At 70.4% G+C, this 22,310-nt stretch carries 16 protein-coding genes; 14 read left to right on the forward strand and 2 right to left on the reverse strand.

Features of this window, described 5'->3' with window-relative positions:
- Positions 1-78: 78 nt before the first annotated feature.
- Positions 79-3,585 (reverse strand): bifunctional proline dehydrogenase/L-glutamate gamma-semialdehyde dehydrogenase, encoded by a 3,507-nt coding sequence (locus ACFVY3_RS14820; RefSeq protein WP_400160289.1) that lies wholly within the window; start codon positions 3,583-3,585, stop codon positions 79-81.
- A gap of 329 nt (positions 3,586-3,914) precedes the next feature.
- A complete protein-coding gene (locus ACFVY3_RS14825; RefSeq protein WP_400160290.1) occupies positions 3,915-5,378 on the reverse strand; it encodes an amino acid permease in 1,464 nt (487 codons plus the stop codon).
- A 149-nt stretch (positions 5,379-5,527) separates the two neighbouring features.
- On the opposite strand from ACFVY3_RS14825, the gene ACFVY3_RS14830 reads away from it, so the two are divergent.
- The 14 genes from ACFVY3_RS14830 (at position 5,528) to galK (ending at position 22,309) form a co-directional block, all read left to right on the forward strand.
- On the forward strand, positions 5,528-6,436 hold the full coding sequence (locus ACFVY3_RS14830) for a LysR family transcriptional regulator (RefSeq protein ID WP_290256437.1): 909 nt from the start codon (positions 5,528-5,530) through the stop codon (positions 6,434-6,436).
- Positions 6,437-6,522: 86 nt separating this feature from the next.
- The gene (gene panD / locus ACFVY3_RS14835; RefSeq protein ID WP_290256438.1) at positions 6,523-6,951 is read left to right on the forward strand and encodes an aspartate 1-decarboxylase; all 429 of its coding nucleotides are present in this window, start codon (positions 6,523-6,525) and stop codon (positions 6,949-6,951) included.
- A 34-nt stretch (positions 6,952-6,985) separates the two neighbouring features.
- A complete protein-coding gene (locus tag ACFVY3_RS14840) occupies positions 6,986-7,912 on the forward strand; it encodes an AEC family transporter (protein ID WP_364134562.1) in 927 nt (308 codons plus the stop codon).
- Positions 7,913-8,008: 96 nt separating this feature from the next.
- A complete protein-coding gene (locus tag ACFVY3_RS14845; protein ID WP_400160291.1) occupies positions 8,009-9,154 on the forward strand; it encodes a DUF1524 domain-containing protein in 1,146 nt (381 codons plus the stop codon).
- A 73-nt stretch (positions 9,155-9,227) separates the two neighbouring features.
- On the forward strand, positions 9,228-10,418 hold the full coding sequence (locus tag ACFVY3_RS14850) for an NAD(P)/FAD-dependent oxidoreductase (RefSeq protein ID WP_400160292.1): 1,191 nt from the start codon (positions 9,228-9,230) through the stop codon (positions 10,416-10,418).
- 4 nt (positions 10,419-10,422) lie between these two features.
- Entirely contained in the window at positions 10,423-11,298 is an 876-nt protein-coding gene (locus ACFVY3_RS14855; RefSeq protein WP_400160293.1) for an RNA polymerase sigma-70 factor, read from the forward strand.
- Between the two features lie 171 nt (positions 11,299-11,469).
- A complete protein-coding gene (locus ACFVY3_RS14860; RefSeq protein ID WP_400160294.1) occupies positions 11,470-12,786 on the forward strand; it encodes an ABC transporter substrate-binding protein in 1,317 nt (438 codons plus the stop codon).
- Positions 12,787-12,827: 41 nt separating this feature from the next.
- Entirely contained in the window at positions 12,828-13,781 is a 954-nt protein-coding gene (locus ACFVY3_RS14865) for a carbohydrate ABC transporter permease (protein ID WP_290256444.1), read from the forward strand.
- On the forward strand, positions 13,778-14,725 hold the full coding sequence (locus tag ACFVY3_RS14870) for a carbohydrate ABC transporter permease (RefSeq protein ID WP_290256445.1): 948 nt from the start codon (positions 13,778-13,780) through the stop codon (positions 14,723-14,725). The genes ACFVY3_RS14865 and ACFVY3_RS14870 overlap by 4 nt, the downstream gene beginning before the upstream one ends.
- Before the next feature lie 2 nt (positions 14,726-14,727).
- A complete protein-coding gene (locus ACFVY3_RS14875; protein WP_400160295.1) occupies positions 14,728-16,800 on the forward strand; it encodes a beta-galactosidase in 2,073 nt (690 codons plus the stop codon).
- A gap of 47 nt (positions 16,801-16,847) precedes the next feature.
- A complete protein-coding gene (locus ACFVY3_RS14880) occupies positions 16,848-17,642 on the forward strand; it encodes a DeoR/GlpR family DNA-binding transcription regulator (protein WP_290256447.1) in 795 nt (264 codons plus the stop codon).
- Positions 17,643-17,724: 82 nt separating this feature from the next.
- Complete coding sequence (locus tag ACFVY3_RS14885) at positions 17,725-19,971, forward strand: alpha-galactosidase (protein WP_400160310.1); 2,247 nt, start codon at positions 17,725-17,727, stop codon at positions 19,969-19,971.
- Between the two features lies 1 nt (position 19,972).
- Positions 19,973-21,103: a galactose-1-phosphate uridylyltransferase gene (galT, locus tag ACFVY3_RS14890; protein WP_400160296.1), complete on the forward strand. Its 1,131-nt coding sequence runs from the start codon at positions 19,973-19,975 to the stop codon at positions 21,101-21,103.
- Between the two features lie 18 nt (positions 21,104-21,121).
- Complete coding sequence (galK, locus tag ACFVY3_RS14895; protein ID WP_400160297.1) at positions 21,122-22,309, forward strand: galactokinase; 1,188 nt, start codon at positions 21,122-21,124, stop codon at positions 22,307-22,309.
- Position 22,310: the final 1 nt, after the last annotated feature.

Raw genomic sequence — 22,310 nt, forward strand, 5'->3', positions numbered from 1 at the left:
CCCCCCCCCCCCCCCCCCCCCCCCCCCCCCCCCCCCCCCCCCCCCCCCCCCCGCCCCTGTGTTGCGCTCCGGATCGTCCTAGATCAGCCCGTCGGAGAGGTGGTTTGCGGTGCCGAAGCGGTGCGCGGTGATGCTGACCGCCTGCTCGTGCAGGAACGGCAGCAGTTCAACGCGGCCGGCCTCGGTCACGGGGTGGGTGTAGACGGCCAGGTCCGGACGTCCGCCGGTGGCCTCGGCGAGGGCGACGGGGTCGCCGCCGATCAGGCGGATCCGCGGCACGGCGAGCTTCGGCGCGGCGGCAAGGCGCCCCGCCGAGGCCAGCCACGCGGCGTCGTCCTCCACCGTCGCCGAGATTCCCAGCCCGGCGAGCACGGCCTGCAGCTGGGCGGGCAGCGCCGCGGCGCTGGAAACCGTAAGGGTGGACCCGGCGCGGACGCCGGCGGCCAGCACGCGGACCAGCTCGGCGAGCGGGCTGCCCGCGGAGAGCCGGACCAGGACCGGCAGCGGCCGGTAGCGGAAGACGTTGCGCTCCGCGCTTAGCCCGGAGACGTCCTTGGCGGTGCCGAACTCGTCGAACCAGGCCTGCGCGTCGGAGGCGAGGGAACGCTGCAACGGGGCGACGTCGGCGGCGGCCAGGAAGCCCTTGGCGGCGTCCTCGATCCGCGCCACCTCGGGGCTCAGCGGGCCCGGGGCCGCGGTGGCTTCCGTACTGGCCCAGTCGCCCAGCCCGGCGAGGTAGTTGGGGCCGCCAGCCTTGGTCCCGGCGCCAACGGCCGACTTCTTCCAGCCGCCGAAGGGCTGGCGCTGCACGATCGCGCCGGTAATGCCGCGGTTGACGTAGAGGTTTCCCGCCTCGATGGTGTCCAGCCAGAGGGCCAGTTCATCCGAGTTCAGCGAGTGCAGCCCGGCGGTCAGGCCGTACTCGATCTGGTTTTGGATGGCGATGGCCTCCTCCAGGGTGGCGGCGGTCATCACGCCCAGTACCGGCCCGAAGAACTCGGTGAGGTGGAAGTAGGAACCGCGCCGCACGCCGGAGCGGACGCCGGGGCTCCAGAGCTTCCCGGAGTCGTCGAGCTGCCGCGGTTCCACGGCCCAGGTCTCACCCTCGCCGAGCGTGGTCAGGGCGTTCAGGAGCTTGCCGCCGGCGGGTTCGATGATCGGGCCCATCTGGCTGGCGGGGTCCTCCGGGTAGCCGACCTTGAGGGAGGTGACGGCGTCGATCAGCTGGTTGTGGAAGCGCTTGGAAGTCGCGACGGAGCCCACCCGGATAACCAGCGACGCGGCCGAACACTTTTGGCCGGCGTGGCCGAACGCGGAGTAGGCCACGTCCTTGGCGGCCAAATCCAGGTCGGCGCTGGGGGTGACGATGATGGCGTTCTTGCCGCTGGTTTCGGCCAGCAACGGCAAGTCCTTGCGGAACGAGCGGAACAGTTCGGCCGTCTCGTAGCCGCCGGTAAGGATGACGCGGTCGACGGCCGGGTGGGAGATCAGCTGCGTTCCGAGCTCCCGTTCGCCCAGCTGCACCATGGTCAGCACGTCGCGGGGGACGCCGGCCTCCCAGAGCGCCTCGACCATGACGGCGCCGCTGCGGGCGGCCTGCTTGGCGGGCTTGATGACGACGGCGGAGCCGGCGGCGAGGGCGGCGAGCGTGGAGCCGGCGGGGATCGCGACCGGGAAGTTCCACGGCGGCGTCACGACGGTGAGCTTCGCGGGGACGAACGTGGCGCCGTCGACGTCGTCGAGCTTCCGCGCCGATTCGGCGTAGTAGTGGGCGAAGTCGACGGCCTCGCTGACCTCGGGGTCGCCCTGGTCGATGGTCTTGCCGGTCTCGCTGGCCATGACCTCGAGCAGTTCGGCCCGGCGGGCTTCCAGTGCGTCGCCGGCGCGGTGCAGGATCTCGGCCCGCTCGGCACCGGAGAGGGTGCCCCAGGCCCTGCCCTTCTCGACCGCGGTGTCGACGACGGCGTTGAGAGTGACCTCGTCGGTGATGGTGGCGGTCTCGACGGCGGCGTTGCCCAAGGTGGAGCCCGGCACGCGGTCCAGGATGGCGCGGCCCCAGTCACGGTTGGCCGGCAGCGACGGGTCGGTGTCGGGGGTGTTCCGGAAGCCCTCGCGCGGCATCGGTTCGGCCGGCAGGGCGCGGTTCTGGCGGCGGTTCGGGGCCGGGACCTCCTCGTCGAGCGCGGCCAGGGAGGCCAGGAAGCGCTGTTTCTCCCGTTCGAAGAGCTGCTCGTTCTCGGAGAGTTCGAACACGGCGGACATGAAGTTGTCCTGGCTGGCGCCCTCCTCGAGCCGGCGGATCAGGTAGGCGATCGCGACGTCGAACTCGGCGGGGTGGACCACCGGGGTGTAGAGCAGGAGCGAACCGACGTCCTGCTTGACGGCCTCGGCCTGGCCCTGCGCCATGCCGAGCAGCATCTCGAATTCGATGCCCTGGTGCCCGGCGTCCGCGAGGCCGCGCTTCTTGGCCAGCAGCCAGGCGAAGGCGATGTCGAAGAGGTTGTGCCCGGCGACGCCGATCCGAACGTTGCGGATCCGGTCGGGGTGCAGTGAGTAGTTGATGACGCGCTTGTAGTTGGTGTCCGAGTCCTGCTTGGTGTTCCAGGTGGCCAGCGGCCAGTCGTGCAGGGAGGCCTCGACCTGTTCCATCGGCAGGTTGGCGCCCTTGACCACGCGGACCTTGATCGGGGCGCCGCCGGTGGCGCGGCGCGCGGCGGCCCAGTCCTGCAGGCGGATCATGGCCGAGAGGGCATCCGGCAGGTAGGCCTGGAGCACGATGCCGGCTTCGAGGTTCTTGAACTCGGGCTTGTCCAGGATCCGGGTGAAGACCGCGATGGTCATGTCCAGGTCCTTGTACTCCTCCATGTCCAGGTTGATGAACTTGGCCTTGCCGCCGTTGGCCGCGAAGGACGCGGCGCGGGCGAAGAGCGGGGTGAGCTTCTCGACGACGTGCTCGACGGCCTCGTCGAAGGCCCAGGCGGAGTGCGGGGCGACCGTGGAGGAGACCTTGATCGAGACGTAGTCGACGTCGGGGCGGGCCAGCAGCGCGTGAGTGCCCTTGAGCCGGCGGGAGGCCTCGTGCTCGCCGAGCACGGCCTCGCCGAGGAGGTTGACGTTGAGCTTGATGCCGTCCTTGCGGATCTTGGCGATGGCCGGGCCCAGCTTGGCGTCGGTGGCGTCCACGATCAGGTGGCCGACCATCTCGCGGAGCACGCGGCGGGCCACCGGGATGACCACCTGCGGCAGGGCCGGCGCCATGGTGCCGCCGAGGCGGACGGCGGCGCGCATGTACCAGGGCAGGAAGGCGGGGACCTTGGGGGCCAGGGCGGCGAGGTTGCGGGCGGCGACGTGGAGGTCCTCGGGGCGGACGACGCCGTCGACGAACCCGACCGTGAAGCCGAGGCCGTTCGGGTCCTTCAGCACGCCGGCGAGCTGCTGGGCGGATGCGTCGACGGGAACCTCGGAGGCGGCGGTGAGCCAGCGGCGCACCAGCGCGATGCAGTCATCGGCCAGGGCCGCCGCCTCGGCGACGGTCGTGGCCGAGGCGGCGGTGGCGGCGCCGGTTTCCGTAGAGGTGTTGGTCATGGTGGCACTCGGGCTTTCTCAAGATGTGGACGTTTCTTCCCATCAGTATGCGATTCGTATCACGTAAGATAAAGCGACGTTTTCTGAGCATTACTGGTTAGAAAAACCGCACCTTCCTAAGACCTTCCCTCACCTCCTGCCCTCCCCATTCCGTCGCTCCCTCACGTCCTGCAAAAAACGACGAAACCCTCCCGCAGAAACTGCGGGAGGGTTCGCCAGAACTGAGGAAGCGTCCGCCAGCAACGCGCCGAAACTGCGGGAGGGTTTGCCGGAAGCGCGCCGGATCTGGGGGAGCGTCGGGTGTGGCGGCGAGGTGAAGGCGCCGCGGGTCAGCCGACGTGCCGGTGCTGTTCCACCGCCTCCTGGTGCCGCGGGCTCGCCGGGTTCATCAGCGAGTGCTTCCGGCCGTAGCCGAAGTAGATGCCCAGACCCACCACCAGCCAGACGCCGAAGCGCAGCCAGGTCTCCCAGTGCAGCTGGGCCATCAGGAAGGCCGAGGCCAGCATGCCGAACAGCGGCACCACGGGCATGAACGGTAGGCGGAAGGTGCGCGGGGCGTCCGGACGCTTGTAGCGGAAGATGATCACCGAGAGGCAGACGACGACGAATGCGGCCAGGATGCCGATGTTGGTCAGGTCCGCCACGGCCTTGATCGGGAACACCCCGGCCAGCAGGGCGGAGGCGACGCCGGCGATCCAGGTGACCCGCTGCGGGGTGCCGTGCCGGTCCGTCTTGGCGAACCAGCCCGGGAGCAGGCCGTCGCGGCTCATGGAGAACCACACGCGGGTGACGCCGAGGAGGAACGTGAGCATCACGGTCAGGATCGAGAGCACGGCGAAGACGGAGATGATGGTGGCGATCACCGGCAGGCCCACGCCGTTGAAGGCGGAGGCGAAGCCGGCCTTCGGATCGATGTCCTTGTAGTTCTGCATGCCAGTCAGGACCAGGGTGGCGGCGACGTAGAGCAGCATGGCGATGATCAGGGACAGCACGATCGCCTTGGGCATGTGCTTCTTGCCGTCTGTGGCTTCCTCAGCCGCGGTACTCATTGCGTCGTAGCCGAACACCGCGAAGAACACGGTCGCAGACCCGGCCAGCACGGGGCCGAAGCCGCTGGGCATGAACGGGTTGTAGTTATTGGTGTTGATGTAGAAGATGCCCAGTCCGATGATGAACAGGATCAGGACCACCTTGATGGCGACGGCGATCAGCTCGAAGCGTCCAAAGGCCCGGGTGCCCCGGGACAGGATCCAGGTCACCAGCAGGCAGACCAGGATGGCGGGAATGTTCACCACGCCGCCCTTGCCCTCGTCCACGGTGGAGGTCATCCAGACCGGCATGTGGATCCCTATGCCGGAGAGGAAGGCGTCGAAGTAGCCGGAGATGCCGATCGCCACCACGGCCACGATCGCGATGTATTCCAGCAGCAGGTCCCAGCCGATGAACCAGCCGATCACCTCGCCGAGCGCCACGTAGCCGTAGGTGTAGGCGGAGCCCGCGCGCGGGATCATCCCGGCGAATTCGGCGTAGGACAGGGCCGCCGCCGCCGAGGCAAGGCCCGCGATCAGGAAGGAGAACAGCACCGCCGGCCCCACCCCGGGCTCGCTCTCGCTGCCGTGCGCCACGAGGCCGGCCAAGGAGAAGATGCCGACGCCGATGATGCCGCCGACGCCGATGGCTGTCAGTTGCCAGAGGCCCAGGCTCTTGAACAGGCCGCTGTGCTTGCTTTCTTCCTCGATGTCGTCGATCGGCTTGCGCCGCATGATCGATCTGGTCAGGTCGCTGGTGCTCATTCCGGTCTCCTGCGTCGGGTGGACCCCGCCCCGCCGGCGGCGGGCGTCCGTGGTGGGGGTCACATGATTGACCCAGTATGCAAGCCGGATCCCATTAGATAAAGTGACTTCTCCTAACCGATAAACATTAGAATTCACAAGGAATTGTCATGCTCGATGTCCGGCGGCTGCGGCTGCTGCGCGAACTCCAGATCCGCGGCACCCTGGCCGAGGTGGCCGAAGCGCTGCAGTACAGCCCGTCGTCGGTCTCCCAGCAACTGGCCCAGCTGGAGAAGGAAGCCGGCGTCGAACTGCTCCGCAAAACCGGCCGCCGGGTCCAGCTGACGCCGCAGGCGGAGGTCCTCGTGGCCCACACGGCCCAGCTGCTGGAGACGCTGGAACAGGCCGAGGCGGACCTTGCCGCCTCGCTGACCACCGTGACCGGCACCGTGCGGATCGCCGTTTTCCAGTCCGCCGCCCTGGCGCTGATGCCGGACGCCCTGACCCGGATGACCGAGAGCTATCCCGAGGTCCGGATCGAGATGACCCAGCGAGAACCGGAGACGGCGCTGCACGAGACCTGGGCGCGGGACTTCGACCTGGTCATTGCCGAGCAGTACCCCGGCCACGCCGCGCCCCACTACGCCGAACTGGACCGGGTCAGCCTGACCCGGGACGCCATCCGGCTGGCCGTTCCGCCGGCCGCTCCCGGGCGGCCCACGGCGGCCTCGCTCGCGGACACCGCCGGCATGCCGTGGGTGATGGAGCCGCGCGGCGCTGCGTCCCGGCACTGGGCGGAGCAGGCCTGCCGCAGCGCCGGCTTCGAACCCGACGTCCGCTTCGAGACCGCGGACCTGCAGGCACAGATCCGGCTGATCGAGTCGGGCAACGCGGTGGCACTGATGCCGGACCTGGTCTGGACCGGGCGGGGCACCACGGCCCGGCTGATCGAACTGCCGGGCCGGCCCTACCGGACGGTCTTCACCTCGGTCCGGCGCTCCAGCGCGAAGCGGCCGGCGATCCTGGCCGCCCGCGAGGTGCTGGCGCAGACGGCGGCCTCGATCTCACCGGCGGAGTGAACGGCGGCGGATACGAACCGGGCGGCCGCGGGGGTGTTCCCTGGCTCACAGCGGGTCAAGCGCCCCGGCGCTAGACTGAAGCTGTTATGAATCGCACAATGTTCAAGTCCAAAATCCACCGCGCCACGGTCACCCACGCGGACCTTCACTACGTCGGCTCGGTCACCGTGGACCTGGACCTGCTGGAAGCGGCGGACATCCTCCCGGGCGAGCTGGTGTCCATCGTCGACGTCACCAACGGCGCGCGGCTGGAGACCTACACCATCGCCGGCGAGCGCGGTTCGGGCGTCATCGGCATCAACGGGGCCGCCGCGCACCTGATGCACGAGAACGACATCGTCATCCTCATCACCTACGCCCAGATGACCACCGAGGAGGCCAAGGCCTTCACGCCCACCGTGGTCCACGTGGACCGGGACAACCGTGTGGTGCAGATCGGCAACGACCCCGCAGAAGGCCACACCGCCGGGATGCTCCGGCCGCCGCATGCGCTGAACAACGCCGCCCTGAGCTGAAACCGCCCCGCCTCCTGACCCCGGAACCGGCCGGATGCTAGGCGTCCTGGCCGGCTTCTTCGTCGTCTGGTCGATCATCCTGGTCGGCATGGTTGTCGGCCGCCGCGGCATCCTCGGCGAGAACGCCCGCTCGGTCCTGAGCGCCCTGACGTTCTTCGTCGCCAGCCCCGCCCTGCTGTTCGAGACCCTCAGCAAAGCCAGGCTCAACGAGGTCTTCGCCGCCCCGCTGCTGGTCACCGCCGTCGGGGCCGTCGCCACCGCGGCACTCTATTTCGCGCTGGTCCGCTTTGTGCTCAAGCGGCCGCTGCCGGAGGCCCTGGTCTCCTCGATGAGCGCTTCCCTGGCCAACTCGGCCAACCTCGGCATCCCCATCGCCGTCTTCGTCCTCGGCAACGCCGGGTACGTCGCCCCGCTGCTGATCTTCCAGCTCGCGTTCTTCACGCCGCTGTTCCTGATCCTGCTGGATGCCACCACCAGCGGCCACCGGACCACGCCGCTGAGCTTTCTGCTGATGATCCTGCGCAACCCGATGATTGTCGGGTCCGCGCTCGGGTTGGTGGTGGCGGGTACCGGCGTGCAGATCCCGGAGCTGGTGCTGCAGCCCATCCATCTGATTGGCGGCGCCGCGATCCCCGCCATGCTGCTGGCCTTCGGCATGAGCCTGAACGGCTCGCGGCCCCTGCACGCCGCCGCGGGCCGCCGCGTGGACACGGTGCTGGCCAGCTGTTTCAAGCTCGTTGTGCACCCGGCGCTGGCGTTCCTCTTCGCCCGCTTCGCCCTCGGGCTGGACGGCCAGGCACTGTTCGCCGTCGTCGTCACCTCCGCGCTGCCCACCGCCCAGAACGTCTTCGTCGTCGCCACCCGCTACCGGACCGGCCTCACCGTGGCCAAGGACACCGTGCTGATCACCACGGTGGTGGCCGTCCCCGCCATGATCGGGGTGGCCCTGCTGCTGGCCTGAGCGGCGTGGCACCCCGGACGCCCGACCCGCCGCCACTAGGCTGGTGACGGCCTTTCGCGGCCACGCATCAGGCAGCACACCGGGGGAAGCAGGATCATGGGCAGGAACGACGACGGCGCACGCGCCGCAGCCAAGGGACGCCGCGGCGTCATCGACTGGATCGCCTGCGGTGTCGCGGGCCTGGTGCTGGTCTCCACCACCGCGTGCGGCGGGCCCGCCCCGGCGGCCGCCGACGCCGTCCCGGCAGCGGTCCACACGACAGCCGCCACCAGGGCTGCCCCCTCCCCGACCGCCACGCCGTCGCCGTCGGCGGACCCGGAAAACCCACTGGACCCGGACACCGTCCCGGCGGTCGGCGCCTCAGGGGCCACGGCACCGCACGGACAGCCCGCCTTCGCCAGCAAGGCCCTGGACGTCCTCGCCACCCTGCCCGTCAAGGGCCGCGCACCCAAGACCGGGTACTCCCGCGACCAGTTCGGCCAGGCCTGGGCCGACGTCGACCGCAACGGCTGCGACACCCGCAACGACATCCTCCGCCGGGACCTGACCGGAACCGCCCTCAAGCCGGGCACCCACGACTGTGTGGTCCTCTCCGGCACCCTGAACGACCCCTATACCGCGGCGGCCATCGCCTTCGTGCGCGGCAGCAGCACCAGCTCGGCGGTGCAGATCGACCACGTCGTGGCGCTCAGCGACGCCTGGCAGAAGGGCGCCCAGCAGCTCAGCCCCGCCCAGCGCCTCGCCCTCGCGAATGACCCGCTGAACCTCCTCGCCATCGACGGCCCCACCAACACGAAGAAGAGCGACGGCGACGCCGCCACCTGGCTGCCGCCGAACAAGGCCTACCGCTGCGAGTACGTGGCCCGTCAGATCTCGGTCAAAGCCACCTACTCGCTCTGGGTCACCCAGGCCGAGCACGACGCCATGGCCCGGGTGCTGGGCGACTGCCCCGGCGCCCTGGCCCCGACGAACGAACAGGCGCCCGCCGCCGCCGCGGCACCGCCCGCCCAGGCAGCCCCGGCGCAGCCCGCCCCGGCACAGCCGGCTCCGGTGCAGGCAGCTCCCGCGCAGGCGCCCGCCGCCGCACCGGCCCCCGCCGCCGCCGTCCCCGCGGCCCCCGCCGCCGCATACTACGCCAACTGCGCGGCCGTGCGGGCCGCCGGCGCCGCTCCCCTCCGCCGCGGCCAGCCGGGGTACAGCAGCAAGCTGGACCGCGACGGCGACGGCATCGCCTGCGAATAACCGCCCGGCTGTCACACCCGGGGCGCCGGCGGTGTCTGGTGTGTAACAACGGTTCTTCGGACAGGAGTTAGACATGGCAGCACAGCGCGTTCTCATCCTCGGGGCCGGCTACGCCGGCGTCATGGCCGCCAACCGGCTCGCCGGCCGCTCCCCGGCGGTCCGGGTCACCGTGGTCAACCCTGCGGCGGACTTCATCGAGCGGATCCGGCTCCACCAAGTGGCCGCCGGGGCCAGGGCCTCGGCCGCCGTTCCGCTCGGGTCCCTCCTGAACCCGGCGGTCGAACTGACAGTCGACAGTGTGGTGCGGATCGACCCGGCCCGGCGGCTGGTACACCTCGCCGGCAGCCCGGCTCCCCTGGCCTACGACGCGCTGCTGTACGCCGTCGGCAGCGGCCACGCCCCGGCCACACCCGGCACCGGGGACGACGCCGGCTGCGGCTTCGGTGTCCAGGACGCCCCTTCGGCCGCCCGGCTCCGGTCCCGGCTGCGCAGTCTGGCCCCCGGCAGCACCGTCAGCGTGGTGGGTGCCGGGCTGACCGGGCTCGAGCTGGTGACCGAAATCGCCGAAAGCCACCGGCACCTGCGCCTGCGCCTGATGACCCGCGGGGTGGTGGGCGGGGACCTGACGCCCACCGGCGCGCGTGCGGTCCGGGCCCGGCTGGCCCGGCTCGACGTCGAGGTGGTGGAGAATACCGACGTGCGGTCCTGCGACGAGTCCACCCTCACCACCTCCGCCGGCGCGGTCCTGCCCTCGGACTGCACCGTCCGGGCGGCCGGCTTCGCGGTGCCGCCCCTGGCGAGGGACAGCGGCCTGCCCACCGACCCGCACGGCCGGCTCCTGGTTGATTCCTCCCTCGCCTGCCCGGACCACCCGGGCATCTTCGGCGCCGGCGACGCCGCCAAGGTCGCCGGTCCGGAGGGCCTGCACCTACGGATGAGCTGCGCGTCGGCGCTGCCGCTGGGCGCCCAGGCCGCCGACGGCATCGCCGCCCACCTCGACGGCGGCGGGCCCTCCCCGGCGTCCGCCGGCTACCTGCTCCGCTGCATCAGCCTGGGCCGCGGCGCCGGCCTCATCCAGCCCGTCACCGCCGGGGACCACCCCCGCGGTCCGGTGCTCCGCGGCCCGCTGGCCGCGCTGGCCAAGGAACAGGTGTGCCGGATGACGGTGTCCTGGCTCCGGGCCGAGTCCCGCCGGCCCGGCTCCTTCAGCTGGCCCCGCGGGCCGAAGGCGGCGCTGCCCGAACACACCGCCGGGGTGCGGTAACGCCATGGACAGCCACCGGACCTTCGCCGAACACCGCCCGCTGCTGTTCACCATCGCCTACGAGATCACCGGTACGGCCGCGGACGCCGAGGACGTACTCCAGGAGAGCTACCTGAAGTGGTCCGCCGTGGATCCGGACGGCATCGACAACCCCCGGGCGTACCTGGCCACCATCGTCACCCGCCAGGCGCTGAACGCCCTGCGGAGCGCGCGGCGGCGGCGCGAGGACTACGTCGGCCCCTGGCTGCCGGAGCCGGTGGCCACCCTCCCGGATGTCGCGGACGACGCCGTCCTCGCCGACTCGCTCTCCTTCGCCATGCTCGTGGTGCTTGAAAGCCTCTCCCCGGACCAGCGGGCCGCCTTCATCCTCCGGGAGATCTTCGACTTTCCTTACGAGGAGATCGCCGGGGCGACGGGCAAGACGCCGGCCGCGGTCCGCCAATTGGTCCACCGCGCCAAGGAACACGTGGCCCGGCGCACCCCGCGCTACGACGTCGATGCCCGGGACCGGAAGGACGTCACGGACCGCTTCATCGCCGCCGCGATGGGCGGCGACGTGCAGGCCCTCATGGACGTCCTGGCCCCCGGCGCCGTCCTGCTCTCCGACGGCGGGGGCAAGGTCTCGGCCGCCCGCCGCCCGGTGGTGGGCGCGGAAAACATTGCCCGCTTCCTGCTCGGCCTCGCAGGCAAGCCGCTCCCGGACATGCGGGTGGAGCCCGCACTCCTGAACGCGATGCCCGCGATCGTCATCTCCAGCGGCGGCCGCGCGGACCTCGCCGTCGTGATCGAGGCCAACGGCGGGCACGTCACCGGGCTGTATTTGGTGCGCAATCCGGACAAACTCGGCGCCGTCGCGTCGGTCCGGCACCTCGGCCGCTAACCCGGTAGCGCACCCTCCACCGTCCCGTGCTTACCCCGGGCGGACCTTCAGCATGTTCCCAGCGCGTAACAAAATGTGCTTTTTTGCCTGTTGACGTTCCTTATTGTGCGATTATGATGAATAATCATGTGAGCTGCTTCACACCACCCGCACTGTTTCAAAGGAGAAATCATGACCATGCACGAAGACGCTCTGCGCCGGGCCTCCAGCCGGGGCGGGTGGGACCGCCGGACGCTGCTGAAGACGTTCGGTGCCGGCGCCGTCGCCTTCGCCGGGGCGCCCCTGCTCAGCGCCTGCACCGGCGGCAGCGGACCCGCCGCCAGCGGAAACAAGACGGTCACCTTCGGTTCCGGTTCGTCCGACGAGGTGCCCAAGGCCGCGTACAAGGCCGTCACCGACGCGTTCACCAAGAAGTCCGGCATCGCCGTCACCACCAACACGGTTCCGCACAACGACTTCCAGAACAAGATCAACACCTACCTGCAGGGCAGCCCGGACGACACCTTCACCTGGTTCGCCGGCTACCGCATGCAGTACTACGCCGGCAAGGGCCTGCTCGCCCCGATCGACGACGTCTGGGAGAAGATCGGCGGCAACTACTCGGACGCCATGAAGAAGGCCTCCACCGGCGCCGACGGCAAGATGTACTTCGTCCCGAACTACAACTACCCGTGGGGCTTCTTCTACCGGAAGAGCCTCTGGGCCGAGAAGGGCTACGAGGTCCCCACCACGTACGACGCCCTCCTGGCCCTGTGCAAGAAGATGCAGGCGGACGGGCTCATCCCGATCGAATTCGCCGACAAGGACGGCTGGCCGGCCATGGGCACCTTCGACTACCTGAACATGCGCCTGAACGGCTACCAGTTCCACATGGACCTGACCGCGCACAAGGAATCCTGGGACCAGAAGAAGGTCAGCGACGTCTTCGACACCTGGAAGGCCATGCTGCCCTTCCAGAACCCGAACGCCCTCGGCATGACCTGGCAGGACTCCGCCAAGAACCTGGGCGACAAGAAGTCCGGCATGTACCTGCTCGGCTCATTCCTCACCCAGCAGTACACGGACAAGACCGTGGCCGCGGACATCGACTTCTTCCCCTTCCCGGAACTGGCGATGGAAGGCCGCGACGCCGTCGAAGCCCCCATCGACGGCCTCCTGCTCTCCAAGAAGGGCGGCCAGAACCAGTCGGCCAAGGACTTCCTCGCCTACCTCGGCACCCCCGAGGGCCAGGACGTCTACGCCTCCGTGGACAGCTCCAACATCGCCACGGCCAAGGGTTCGGACACCTCGAAGTTCACGCCGCTGACCAAGAAGATGGCGGACGTGATCACCAACGCCAAGAGCATCAGCCAGTTCTTCGACCGTGACGCGCTCCCGGCCATGGCGAACAACGTCATGATCCCCGCGCTGCAGTCCTTCATTAAGGACGGCAACGTGGACGTCAAGAACCTGGAAGCCCAGGCCAAGTCCCTCTACGCCGCGCAGTAGCGCTGCCAGGGCCCTTTCATCGGCACTAAGGAAATGTTCTTGTGAGTACACCATCCAAAACGAGCCCCGCCGGGGCACGGCGTCCAGCCGCTGCCCGGGCGGGGCGGGTCCGCCGCCTTTCCGGCCGCGACAAGTGGATCCTGGCCTTCATGGTGGGACTTCCCACCCTGATCCAGCTGGTTCTGGTCTGGATCCCCACGCTGCTTTCGGCGGCCCTGTCCTTCACCCGGTGGAACGGCCTGAGCCTGGACGACATCAAGCCGGCGGGCGTCAGCAACTACGACTTCATCGCCCAGAACTACCCGCCGTTCTGGCCGGCCGTGCAGCACAACGTGCTGTGGCTGGTGTTCCTTGCCGTGATCGCGACGCCGCTGGGCCTGCTGCTGGCCATCCTGCTGGACCAGAACATCCGCGGCACCAGGATCTACCAGAGCATCTTCTTCACCCCGGTGATGCTCTCCCTGGCCCTGATCGGCGTCATCTGGCAGCTGTTCTACAACCGGGACAACGGTCTGTTGAACTTCCTGCTCGGCACCGCCGGCACGCCCCAGGCCGTCGACTGGTTCGGTGACTCCGGCGTGAACATCTGGGCCGCGCTGATCGCCGCGACCTGGCGCCACGCCGGCTACGTCATGATCCTCTATTTGGCCGGCCTCAAGGGTGTGGACCCCACGCTCCGCGAGGCGGCCCAGATCGACGGCGCCAACGCCGTGCAGACCTTCTTCCGGGTCATCTTCCCGGCGATGCGTCCGGTCAACGTCATCATCATCGTCATCACCGTGATCGAATCCCTCCGCGCCTTCGACATCGTCTACGTCATCAACCGCGGTACCAACGGCCTGGAACTGATCAGCGCCCTGGTGATCCAGAACCTCGTCGGCGAGGGCCAGGTGATCGGCGTCGGCTCGGCCCTGGCCGTCATCCTGCTGGTCATCTCGCTGGTACCCATCACGTTCTACCTGTCCCGGGCCTTTGGAAAGGACAAAGAGGCATGAGCATCGCACAGCCTACGGACGCACGCCCGGCGGGCCGGGCACCGTCACGGCGCGGCGCCGCCGCCGGAGCCGGGAGCCAGAGCGCCGGCAAGCGCAACAAGCCCCGCTTCGGCCTCCACATCTTCCTGAGCGTGCTCGCGGTGATGTGGCTGATCCCCCTGGCCTGGACCGTCTTCACCGCACTCCGGCCGAAGGCGGACACGGACAAGTACGGCTACTTCAGCTTCGGCGGATCCTTCAACTTCGACAACTTCGTCCAGGCCTGGACCCAGGGCGGCTTCGCCCAGTACGCCTGGAACTCGGCCCTGATCACCATCCCCTCCGTCATCCTGGTGCTCTTCTTCGCCTCCATGATGGCGTTCGCGGTCAGCCGGGTCAGCTGGAAGTTCAACGTCACCCTGCTGATCATGTTCACCGCCGGCAACCTGCTCCCCCCGCAGGTCCTCGCCGCCCCGCTGTTCGAGATGTTCAAGCTCCTCCCGCTGCCGTACAGCGTCAGCGACTCCGGCAGCCTGCTCAACACCTACATCAGCGTGATCGCCGTGGACACCGCCTTCCAGATCGGCTTCGTGACCTTCGTGCTCTCGAACTACATGAAGGCCCTGTCCCCGGAATTGACCGAGGCCGCCCTGGTGGACGGCGCCGGCATCTGGCGCCAGTACTGGGAAATCATCCTCCCGCTGTGCCGGCCGGCCCTGGCCGCCATGGGCACCCTGGAAGTCATCTTCATCTACAACGACTTCTTCTGGCCGCTGCTGTTCCTGCAGAGCGGTGACCGGCTGCCCCTGACCACCGCCGTGAACAACCTGCAGGGCCAGTTCCTCTCCAACTACAACCTCATCGCCGCCGGCGCCATGATCACCGCCATCCCCGCCCTGGTGATCTACCTCCTGCTCCAGCGGCACTTCGTAGCCGGCCTGACCCTCGGCTCCAGCAAAGGATAATTGTGGACAACAGCACCAAGCCCCCCAGGGCCTCGATGGACTACATCACCGCCCGCCTCGGCTCCGAGGGCGCCCCGCAGCTGGCCTTCGGCGGCGACTACAACCCGGAGCAGTGGCCGGAGGAGACCTGGGCCGAGGACGTCGCCCTGATGCGCGAGGCCGGCGTGAACCTGGTCAGCGTCGGCATCTTCAGCTGGTCCCTGCTGGAGCCCTCCGAGGGCGAGTACGAGTTCGGCTGGCTGGACCGGGTCCTGGACCTGCTGCACGAGAACGGCATCCGGGTGGACCTGGCCAACGCCACTGCCTCCCCGCCGCCGTGGTTCAGCCACAAATACCCGGAGTCCCTGCCCGTCACGGCCGACGGCGTGCGGCACAGCTACGGTTCCCGGCAGGCGTTCGCCGCCTCCAGCCCGGACTACCGCCGGGCCGCCGCTGCCCTGACCGAGCAGATCGCCACCCGCTACAAGGACCACCCCGCCGTCGTCATGTGGCACGTGCATAACGAGTACGGCTGCCACAACCAGCCCGACTACTCCGACGGCGCCGCCGCCGGCTTCCGGGTCTGGCTGAAGAACCGCTACGGCACCCTTGACGGGCTCAACGCCGCCTGGGGCACCGCGTTCTGGTCCCAGCGCTACTACGACTGGGAGGAGATCCTGCCGCCGCGCACCTCCGGCACCTGGGTCAACCCCACCCAGCAGCTGGACTTCGCCCGGTACTCCTCCGACGAACTGCTCGAGTGCTACAAGGCGGAGGCGGAGATCATCCGCTCCCACTCGGAGCACCCGGTCACCACCAACTTCATGGGCTTCAACATGGGCCTGCACCAGCCGGTGGACTACTGGCGCTGGTCCGAGCAGATGGACGTGGTCTCCAACGACCACTACCTGATCGCCGAAGACGTGCGGAACTACCAGGAGCTCGCGGCGACGGCGGACCTCACCCGCGGCTGGGCGCAGGGCAAGCCGTGGCTGCTGATGGAACACTCGACGTCGGCGGTCAACTGGCAGCCGCGCAACATCGCCAAGGCGCCCGGGGAAATGCTGCGCAACTCGATGCAGCACGTGGCCCGCGGCTCCGACGGCGCCCTGTTCTTCCAGTGGCGAGCCTCCCGCGCCGGGGCCGAAAAGTTCCACTCCGGCCTGCTGCCGCACGCCGGGACGGAGACCAAGGTCTGGCGCGAGGTGGTCCGGCTGGGCCAGGCCCTGCGCAGCCTGGCCGAGATCGCCGGCTCCACCGTCACCGGAGCCTCCGGCCGGGTGGACGTCGCGATCGTGCACGACACCGACGCCCGCTGGGCCTCGGAACTCGACTCGCACCCCAGCGTGGACGCCTCCAACATCGCCGAGACCCGCCGCTGGCACGACGCCTTCTACCGGGCCGGGATCCCCACCGACTTCGCCCGCAGCACCGACGACCTCTCCGGCTACCGGCTGGTCATCGCCCCGATGCAGTACCTGATCACCGACGAGGGCGCCGCCAACCTGGACGGCTTCGTCCGCGCCGGCGGCCACCTGGTGGTGTCCTACTTCTCCGGTATCGTGGACGAAAATGACCACATCAGGCTTGGCGGCTACCCCGGCGCGTTCCGCGAACTGCTCGGCGTGCAGATGGAGGAGTTCTTCCCGCTCCGCGCCGGCGAGAGCGTCCCGCTCAGCCGCTTCGGCGCCGGCACGTACTGGAACGAACTGGGCCACGCCACCACCGCCGACGTACTCTCCGCCGTCGCCCACGGCCCGGCGGCCGGATCCCCCGCGGTGACCCGCAACGTCGCCGGCAAGGGACGGGCCTACTACGCCGCCACCACCCTCTCCCCCGAGGGGCTGCGGGAACTGCTCGCCGTCGTCTGTCCCGACGCCGGCGTCGCTCCCCTGGTCCCGGACCTCCCGGCCGACGTCGAGGTGGTCCGCCGGGCCAAGGACGGCACGCACTGGACGTTCTGCATCAACCACTCTGACCGGGACGTGCACCTGCCGCTGGAAGGCTACGACGTCCTGGCCGACGCCGGGCTCGACGGCGGCCTGGGGCTCCCGGCCGGGGGCGTCGCCGTCGTCCGTTCCACCTCCCGGCAGTAGCCGCACCCGCCGGCCACTTCACCCGACAACGCATAGAAGGACTCCCGATGCTCGCCGCAGCCCGTCACTCAGCCATCCTCGCCGAGGTTCAGCGCGAGCGGATCGTCCGCGTCGCGGACCTCGCCAAGATGCTGGGCGTCTCGCTGATGACGGTGCGGCGGGACATCGAGGCCCTCGACGCGGCCGGCGCGGTGGAGAAGATCCACGGCGGCGCGAAGCTCCCCGGCGGGGCCAGCACCCACGAGCCGGGCTTCGAGCTGAAAATGACCCAGCTCAAGGACGAAAAGATGGCCATCGCCCAGGAGGCGGCGGCCCAGGTCCGGGAGGGGATGGCGGTGGGCCTCAGCGCCGGCACCACCACCTGGGCGCTGGCGCAGCTGCTCACGGCCGGGCCGCAGATCACCCTGGTGACCAATTCGGTGCGGATCGCGGACACGTTCCACCAGAGTTCCTCCCCGTCCACGGTGATCCTTACCGGCGGCCAGCGCACCCCCTCGGACGCCCTGGTGGGGCCGCTGGCCACTTCCTCGCTCCGGCAGCTGCACCTGGACGTGCTCTTCCTGGGCGTCCACGGGGTGGACCCGGATGCCGGGTTCACCACGCCGAATGTGCTGGAAGCCGAAACGGACCGGGCCTTCGTGGCCGCGGCCCGGCGGGTGGTGGTCCTGGCCGACCACACCAAGTGGGGCACGCTTGGCATCAGCACCATTGCCGCCCTCGAGGACGCCGACGAATTGATCAGCGACGACCTCCTGGGCATCGAGGCCCGGCGCATCCTCGGCGAGCGCGTAGGCCGGTTGCGGCTGGCCCCCACGCACACCGCGGGCGCGGCCACCGGCTGAGCCGCTCCCACCCCAATCCCCCTACCCTCCCTCTGAATCCCCGAACCTGACGACGCCTGGAGCTGCAGTGAACAACCCGGACCTGAACCTTGCCCCGGAGAGCCGGACCCCGGCCACTCCGGCGGCGCCCGCGCCGCTGTACCTGCGCCGCTCCGGCACCGCCTTGCTGCTGGACTTCCGTACCGGCGAGCCCGCCCTGCTGCACTTCGGCGCGGACCTCGGCCCGGAGCTGCCGGACCTGTCGCTGCTGACGGACCCGGTGCCGCATTCGGCCCTGGACGTGCCGGTGACCCTGGGCCTGGTCCCGCAGGCGTCCTCCGGCTGGCGCGGCCGGCCCGGGCTGCGCGGCCACCGCGGGGGCTCCGCGTTCTCGCCCCGGCTGCGGCTGGTCTCCGTGGACGCCGGCCCCGGCGACGCCGCCTCCGCGGTCCTCACCCAGGCCGACCCGGACGCAGGAATCACCGTGCGCACCGAACTCCGGCTCAACGACGGCGGGCTGCTGCAGCTGCGCCACACCCTGGTCAACGACGGCGGCTCCCCCTACACCGTGGAGGAACTTGCCGCGGTGCTGCCCGTGGGCCGCGCGGCCGCGGAGGTCCTGGACCTCACCGGCCGCTGGTGCCGGGAATCCCATCCGCAGCGGCTCCCAATGCACCAGGGCACCTGGGTCCGCTCCGGCCGGCACGGCCGCACCGGCCACGACGCCTCGCTGCTCCTGGCCGCCGGCACCCCCGGCTTCGGCTACCGGCACGGGCAGGTCTGGGCCGTGCACCTGGGCTGGAGCGGCAACCACGAGAGCTTCGTGGACACCACCGGCGACGGCCGCACCGTAATCGGCGCCTCCGAACTCCTCGGATCCTCCGAGGTCACCCTCGCCCCCGGCGAAAGCTACGAGACCCCGTGGCTGTTCGCCGCCTACTCCGACGCCGGCCTGGACGGCATCACGGCCGCGTTCTACGCCTGGTTCCGCGCCCGCCCGCACCACCCCACCGCCGGCAAGCCCCGGCCCGTGGTGCTCAACGTCTGGGAGGCCGTCTACTTCGACCACCGCCTGCCGGCCCTGCTGGACCTCGCCGCCACCGCCGCCGCGCTCGGCGTGGAACGCTACGTCCTCGACGACGGCTGGTTCCGCGGCCGCCGGAACGACACCGCGGGCCTGGGCGACTGGTACGTGGACGAGGACCTCTGGCCGGACGGGCTGACCCCGCTGATCGACGCCGTCACCGGCCACGGCATGGAATTTGGTCTCTGGGTGGAACCGGAAATGGTCAACGAGGACTCTGACCTGGCCCGCGCGCACCCCGACTGGATCGCCGGACCCGCCACCGGCGGCGCCGCTGGTGCCGCCGCTGGGCCCGGTTCGGCCGGCCGGCTGCCCGAGCGCTGGCGGCACCAGCAGGTCCTGGACCTGGTGAACCCCGAGGCCTGGCAGTACATCTACGACCGGCTCGACGCCCTGCTGAGCGGGAACCGGATCAGTTACCTCAAGTGGGACCAGAACCGGGACCTGACCGAGATGGGCCACGACGGCCGGCCCTCCGTCCACGCCCAGACCCGCGCGGTCTACCGGCTGCTGGACGCCCTGCGCGAGGCCCACCCGGACGTCGAGATCGAAAGCTGCTCCTCCGGCGGCGCCCGCGTGGACCTGGGCATCCTGGAACGCACCGACCGGGTCTGGGGATCGGACTGCAACGACGCCCTGGAGCGCCAGACCATCCAGCGCTGGACCGGGATGGTGGTCCCGCCCGAGCTGGTGGGCTCCCACATCGGCCCCACTCGCAGCCACACCACGGCCCGCACCCACGACCTGTCCTTCCGCGCGGTCACCGCCATGTTCGGCCACTTCGGCCTGGAATGGGACATCCGGCACCTCGAATCCGCTGAGCGGGACGAACTGGCCGGGGCGATCGCCCTGTTCAAGGAGTACCGGGGGCTGCTGCACAGCGGCCGGATGGTCCGGGCGGACGAACCGGACCCGGCGCTGCGGCTGCACGGGGTGGTGGCGCACGACGGCGGGGAGGCCCTGTTCGCCCTGGTGTCCGTGGCCACCTCGTTCGCCGAAATTCCCGGCCGGGTCTGCCTGCCGGGCCTGGACCCGGACACCAGGTACCGGGTCGAGGCGGTCTACCCCGCCGCGACGGACCGCGGCGCCTACCTCCAGACCGCACCGCCGGGCTGGCTGGCCGGCGGCGTGGAGGCCACCGGCCGGTTCCTGGCCGGATCGGGCCTGCCGATGCCGGTCCTGAACCCGGAGCACGGCGTGCTCCTGTCCGTCCGCCGGGCCGGCGGCGGCGCACCCCACAGCGGCACCCCGGTAAGGAACTCCTAGCATGGAACAGATCACCAAACGCGCCTACAAGCTCTCCGACGGGCGGGACCTGATCTACTTCGACGACGCGGACACCACGCTGCCTCCGGACCGTGGCCCGGACCTGCGCGAACCCGTGGATCGGCCGGAAACCGCCACCATGCGCCAGGACGTGCTGACCGGCGAGTGGATCTCCATCGCGGCGGCCCGGCAGAACCGCGTGGTCCTGCCGCCCACCCACCGGGACCCGCTGGCCCCGGCGTCGCGGGACAACCCCTCCGAGATCCCCAGCCGCTACGACGTCGCCGTCTTCGAGAACAAGTCCCCTTCCTTCGGACCGGCCCTCACCGGTCCGGACGCCCCCGAAGGGCTGGAGGACCTGGCCCGGATCGGCCTGGGCCGCAGCCGGCAGGCGGTGGGCCGCTGCGAGGTGGTCTGCTTCTCCCCCGAGCACACCGGGTCCCTCGCCCGCCTGTCCCGGTCCCGGATGCGGACCGTGGTGGAGGCCTGGGCGGACCGCACCGCCGCGCTCTCCGCGCTCCCCGGCGTCGAACAGGTCTTCCCGTTCGAGAACCGCGGCGAGGCGATCGGCGTGACCCTGCACCACCCGCACGGCCAGATTTACGCCTACCCGTACATCACCCCCCGCACCTCCCAGCTGATCCGCACCCTGGCGGACTACGAGGGGTCCCTCTTCGAGGACATCCTCGCCTTCGAGCGGAACTCCGAGCGGGTGCTGCTGCAGGGTGAGCACTGGACGGCGTTCGTGCCGTTCGCGGCGCGCTGGCCGCTGGAGGTCCACATCCTCCCGCACCGGCACGTCCCGGACCTGGCAGCCACCACCGACGCGGAGCGGGACGAATTCGCCGGCCTGTACGGGCGGCTGCTGCGCGGCGTCGACGCCCTGTACGACACCCCCACCCCGTACATTTCGGCGTGGCATCAGGCCCCGGTCAACGCCCACCGGGACGAGATCCGGCTCATGCTGCAGCTGACCTCGCCCCGGCGGGAGAAGAACAAGCTGAAGTACCTGGCCGGGTCGGAGGCTGCCATGGGCGCGTTCATCGCCGACATCCCGCCGGAAACCGCCGCGGCACGGCTGCGCGAAGCGATCGCCACCGCCGACGCCGCCACCGGCATCCACACCACGTAGCAGGAAGAACCACCCGCCATGACTGAACTCTCCCAGCAGGGACGCGACTACTTCGCCGGCCAGTTCGGCCACCAGCCCGAGGGCGTCTGGTCCGCCCCGGGCCGCGTGAACCTCATCGGCGAGCACACCGACTACAACGACGGCTTCGCCTTCCCCATCGCGATCGAGAAGCGCGCCGCCGTCGCCGCGTCCCGCCGGGAGGACCGGCGGCTGCGGGTGGCCAGCGACTCCTTCCCCGGCGTCGTCGACGTCGGACTCGACGGCCTGGACCCGGACGCGCTGCAGGGCTGGTCCGGCTACCCCCTCGGCGTCGCCTGGGCCATGGCGGAGGCGCTGCGGAGCGCCGGCCGCGACGTTTCGCAGCTGCCCGGCGTGGACCTTGCGCTCACCTCCGACGTTCCCGCCGGCGCCGGCCTCTCCTCCTCCGCCGCGGTCGAATGTTCCGTGGCAATGGCCCTGAACGAGCTCTGGGACGCGGGCCTGGACCGGCAGGAGCTCGCCCGGATCGGCCAGCTCGCGGAGAACCGCGTGGTCGGGGCACCCACCGGCATCATGGACCAGTCCGCCTCGCTGCTGGGCGAACCGGACCACGGCATCCTGCTGGACTGCCAGAGCCTGGTGACCGAGATCGTCCCGCTCGGGTTCGAGTCCGCCGGCGTGGGCCTGCTGGTCATCGACACCCGCACCAGCCACTCACACTCCGACGGCGGCTACGCCAGCCGCCGCCGCTCCTGCGAGGAGGGCGCGGAGGCGATGGGCGTACGCAGCCTGCGCGGCCTGGGTCCGGAAGACCTGCCCCGCGCCGAGGCCACCCTGGAGCCGGTGACGTTCCGCCGGGTCCGGCACATCATCACCGAGAACCAGCGGGTCCTGGACACGGTGGCCACCCTGCGCAGCCACGGCGCCGCCGCCATCGGCCCGTTCCTGAACGCCTCGCACGTCTCCATGCGGGACGACTTCGAGATCTCCACCCCGGAACTGGACCTCGCGGTCTCCACCGCCCAGTCCCTCGGGGCGATCGGCGCGCGGATGACCGGCGGCGGGTTCGGCGGGGCGGCCATCGCCCTGGTCCGGGACGCCGACGCCGAGACCGTCGCCCGCGGCGTGCTCGAGGCCTTCGACACGGCGGGATTCACGGCCCCGCACATCTTCCCGGTCACCGCGGCCGAGGGCGCCCGGCGCGAGCCGGCGTTCGAGGAGGCCTAGG

Source organism: Arthrobacter sp. BPSS-3, assembly GCF_044628475.1.
Taxonomy (GTDB): Bacteria; Actinomycetota; Actinomycetes; order Actinomycetales; family Micrococcaceae; genus Arthrobacter.

What these genes read in the sequence shown, in the direction of transcription:
- ACFVY3_RS14820 (WP_400160289.1), bottom strand. Translation starts at nt 3,585, where the DNA reads ATGACCAACACCTCTACGGAAACCGGCGCCGCCACCGCCGCCTCGGCC.
- ACFVY3_RS14825 (WP_400160290.1), bottom strand. Translation starts at nt 5,378, where the DNA reads ATGAGCACCAGCGACCTGACCAGATCGATCATGCGGCGCAAGCCGATC.
- ACFVY3_RS14830 (WP_290256437.1), top strand. Translation starts at nt 5,528, where the DNA reads ATGCTCGATGTCCGGCGGCTGCGGCTGCTGCGCGAACTCCAGATCCGC.
- panD (WP_290256438.1), top strand. Translation starts at nt 6,523, where the DNA reads ATGAATCGCACAATGTTCAAGTCCAAAATCCACCGCGCCACGGTCACC.
- ACFVY3_RS14840 (WP_364134562.1), top strand. Translation starts at nt 6,986, where the DNA reads ATGCTAGGCGTCCTGGCCGGCTTCTTCGTCGTCTGGTCGATCATCCTG.
- ACFVY3_RS14845 (WP_400160291.1), top strand. Translation starts at nt 8,009, where the DNA reads ATGGGCAGGAACGACGACGGCGCACGCGCCGCAGCCAAGGGACGCCGC.
- ACFVY3_RS14850 (WP_400160292.1), top strand. Translation starts at nt 9,228, where the DNA reads ATGGCAGCACAGCGCGTTCTCATCCTCGGGGCCGGCTACGCCGGCGTC.
- ACFVY3_RS14855 (WP_400160293.1), top strand. Translation starts at nt 10,423, where the DNA reads ATGGACAGCCACCGGACCTTCGCCGAACACCGCCCGCTGCTGTTCACC.
- ACFVY3_RS14860 (WP_400160294.1), top strand. Translation starts at nt 11,470, where the DNA reads ATGACCATGCACGAAGACGCTCTGCGCCGGGCCTCCAGCCGGGGCGGG.
- ACFVY3_RS14870 (WP_290256445.1), top strand. Translation starts at nt 13,778, where the DNA reads ATGAGCATCGCACAGCCTACGGACGCACGCCCGGCGGGCCGGGCACCG.
- ACFVY3_RS14880 (WP_290256447.1), top strand. Translation starts at nt 16,848, where the DNA reads ATGCTCGCCGCAGCCCGTCACTCAGCCATCCTCGCCGAGGTTCAGCGC.
- galT (WP_400160296.1), top strand. Translation starts at nt 19,973, where the DNA reads ATGGAACAGATCACCAAACGCGCCTACAAGCTCTCCGACGGGCGGGAC.
- galK (WP_400160297.1), top strand. Translation starts at nt 21,122, where the DNA reads ATGACTGAACTCTCCCAGCAGGGACGCGACTACTTCGCCGGCCAGTTC.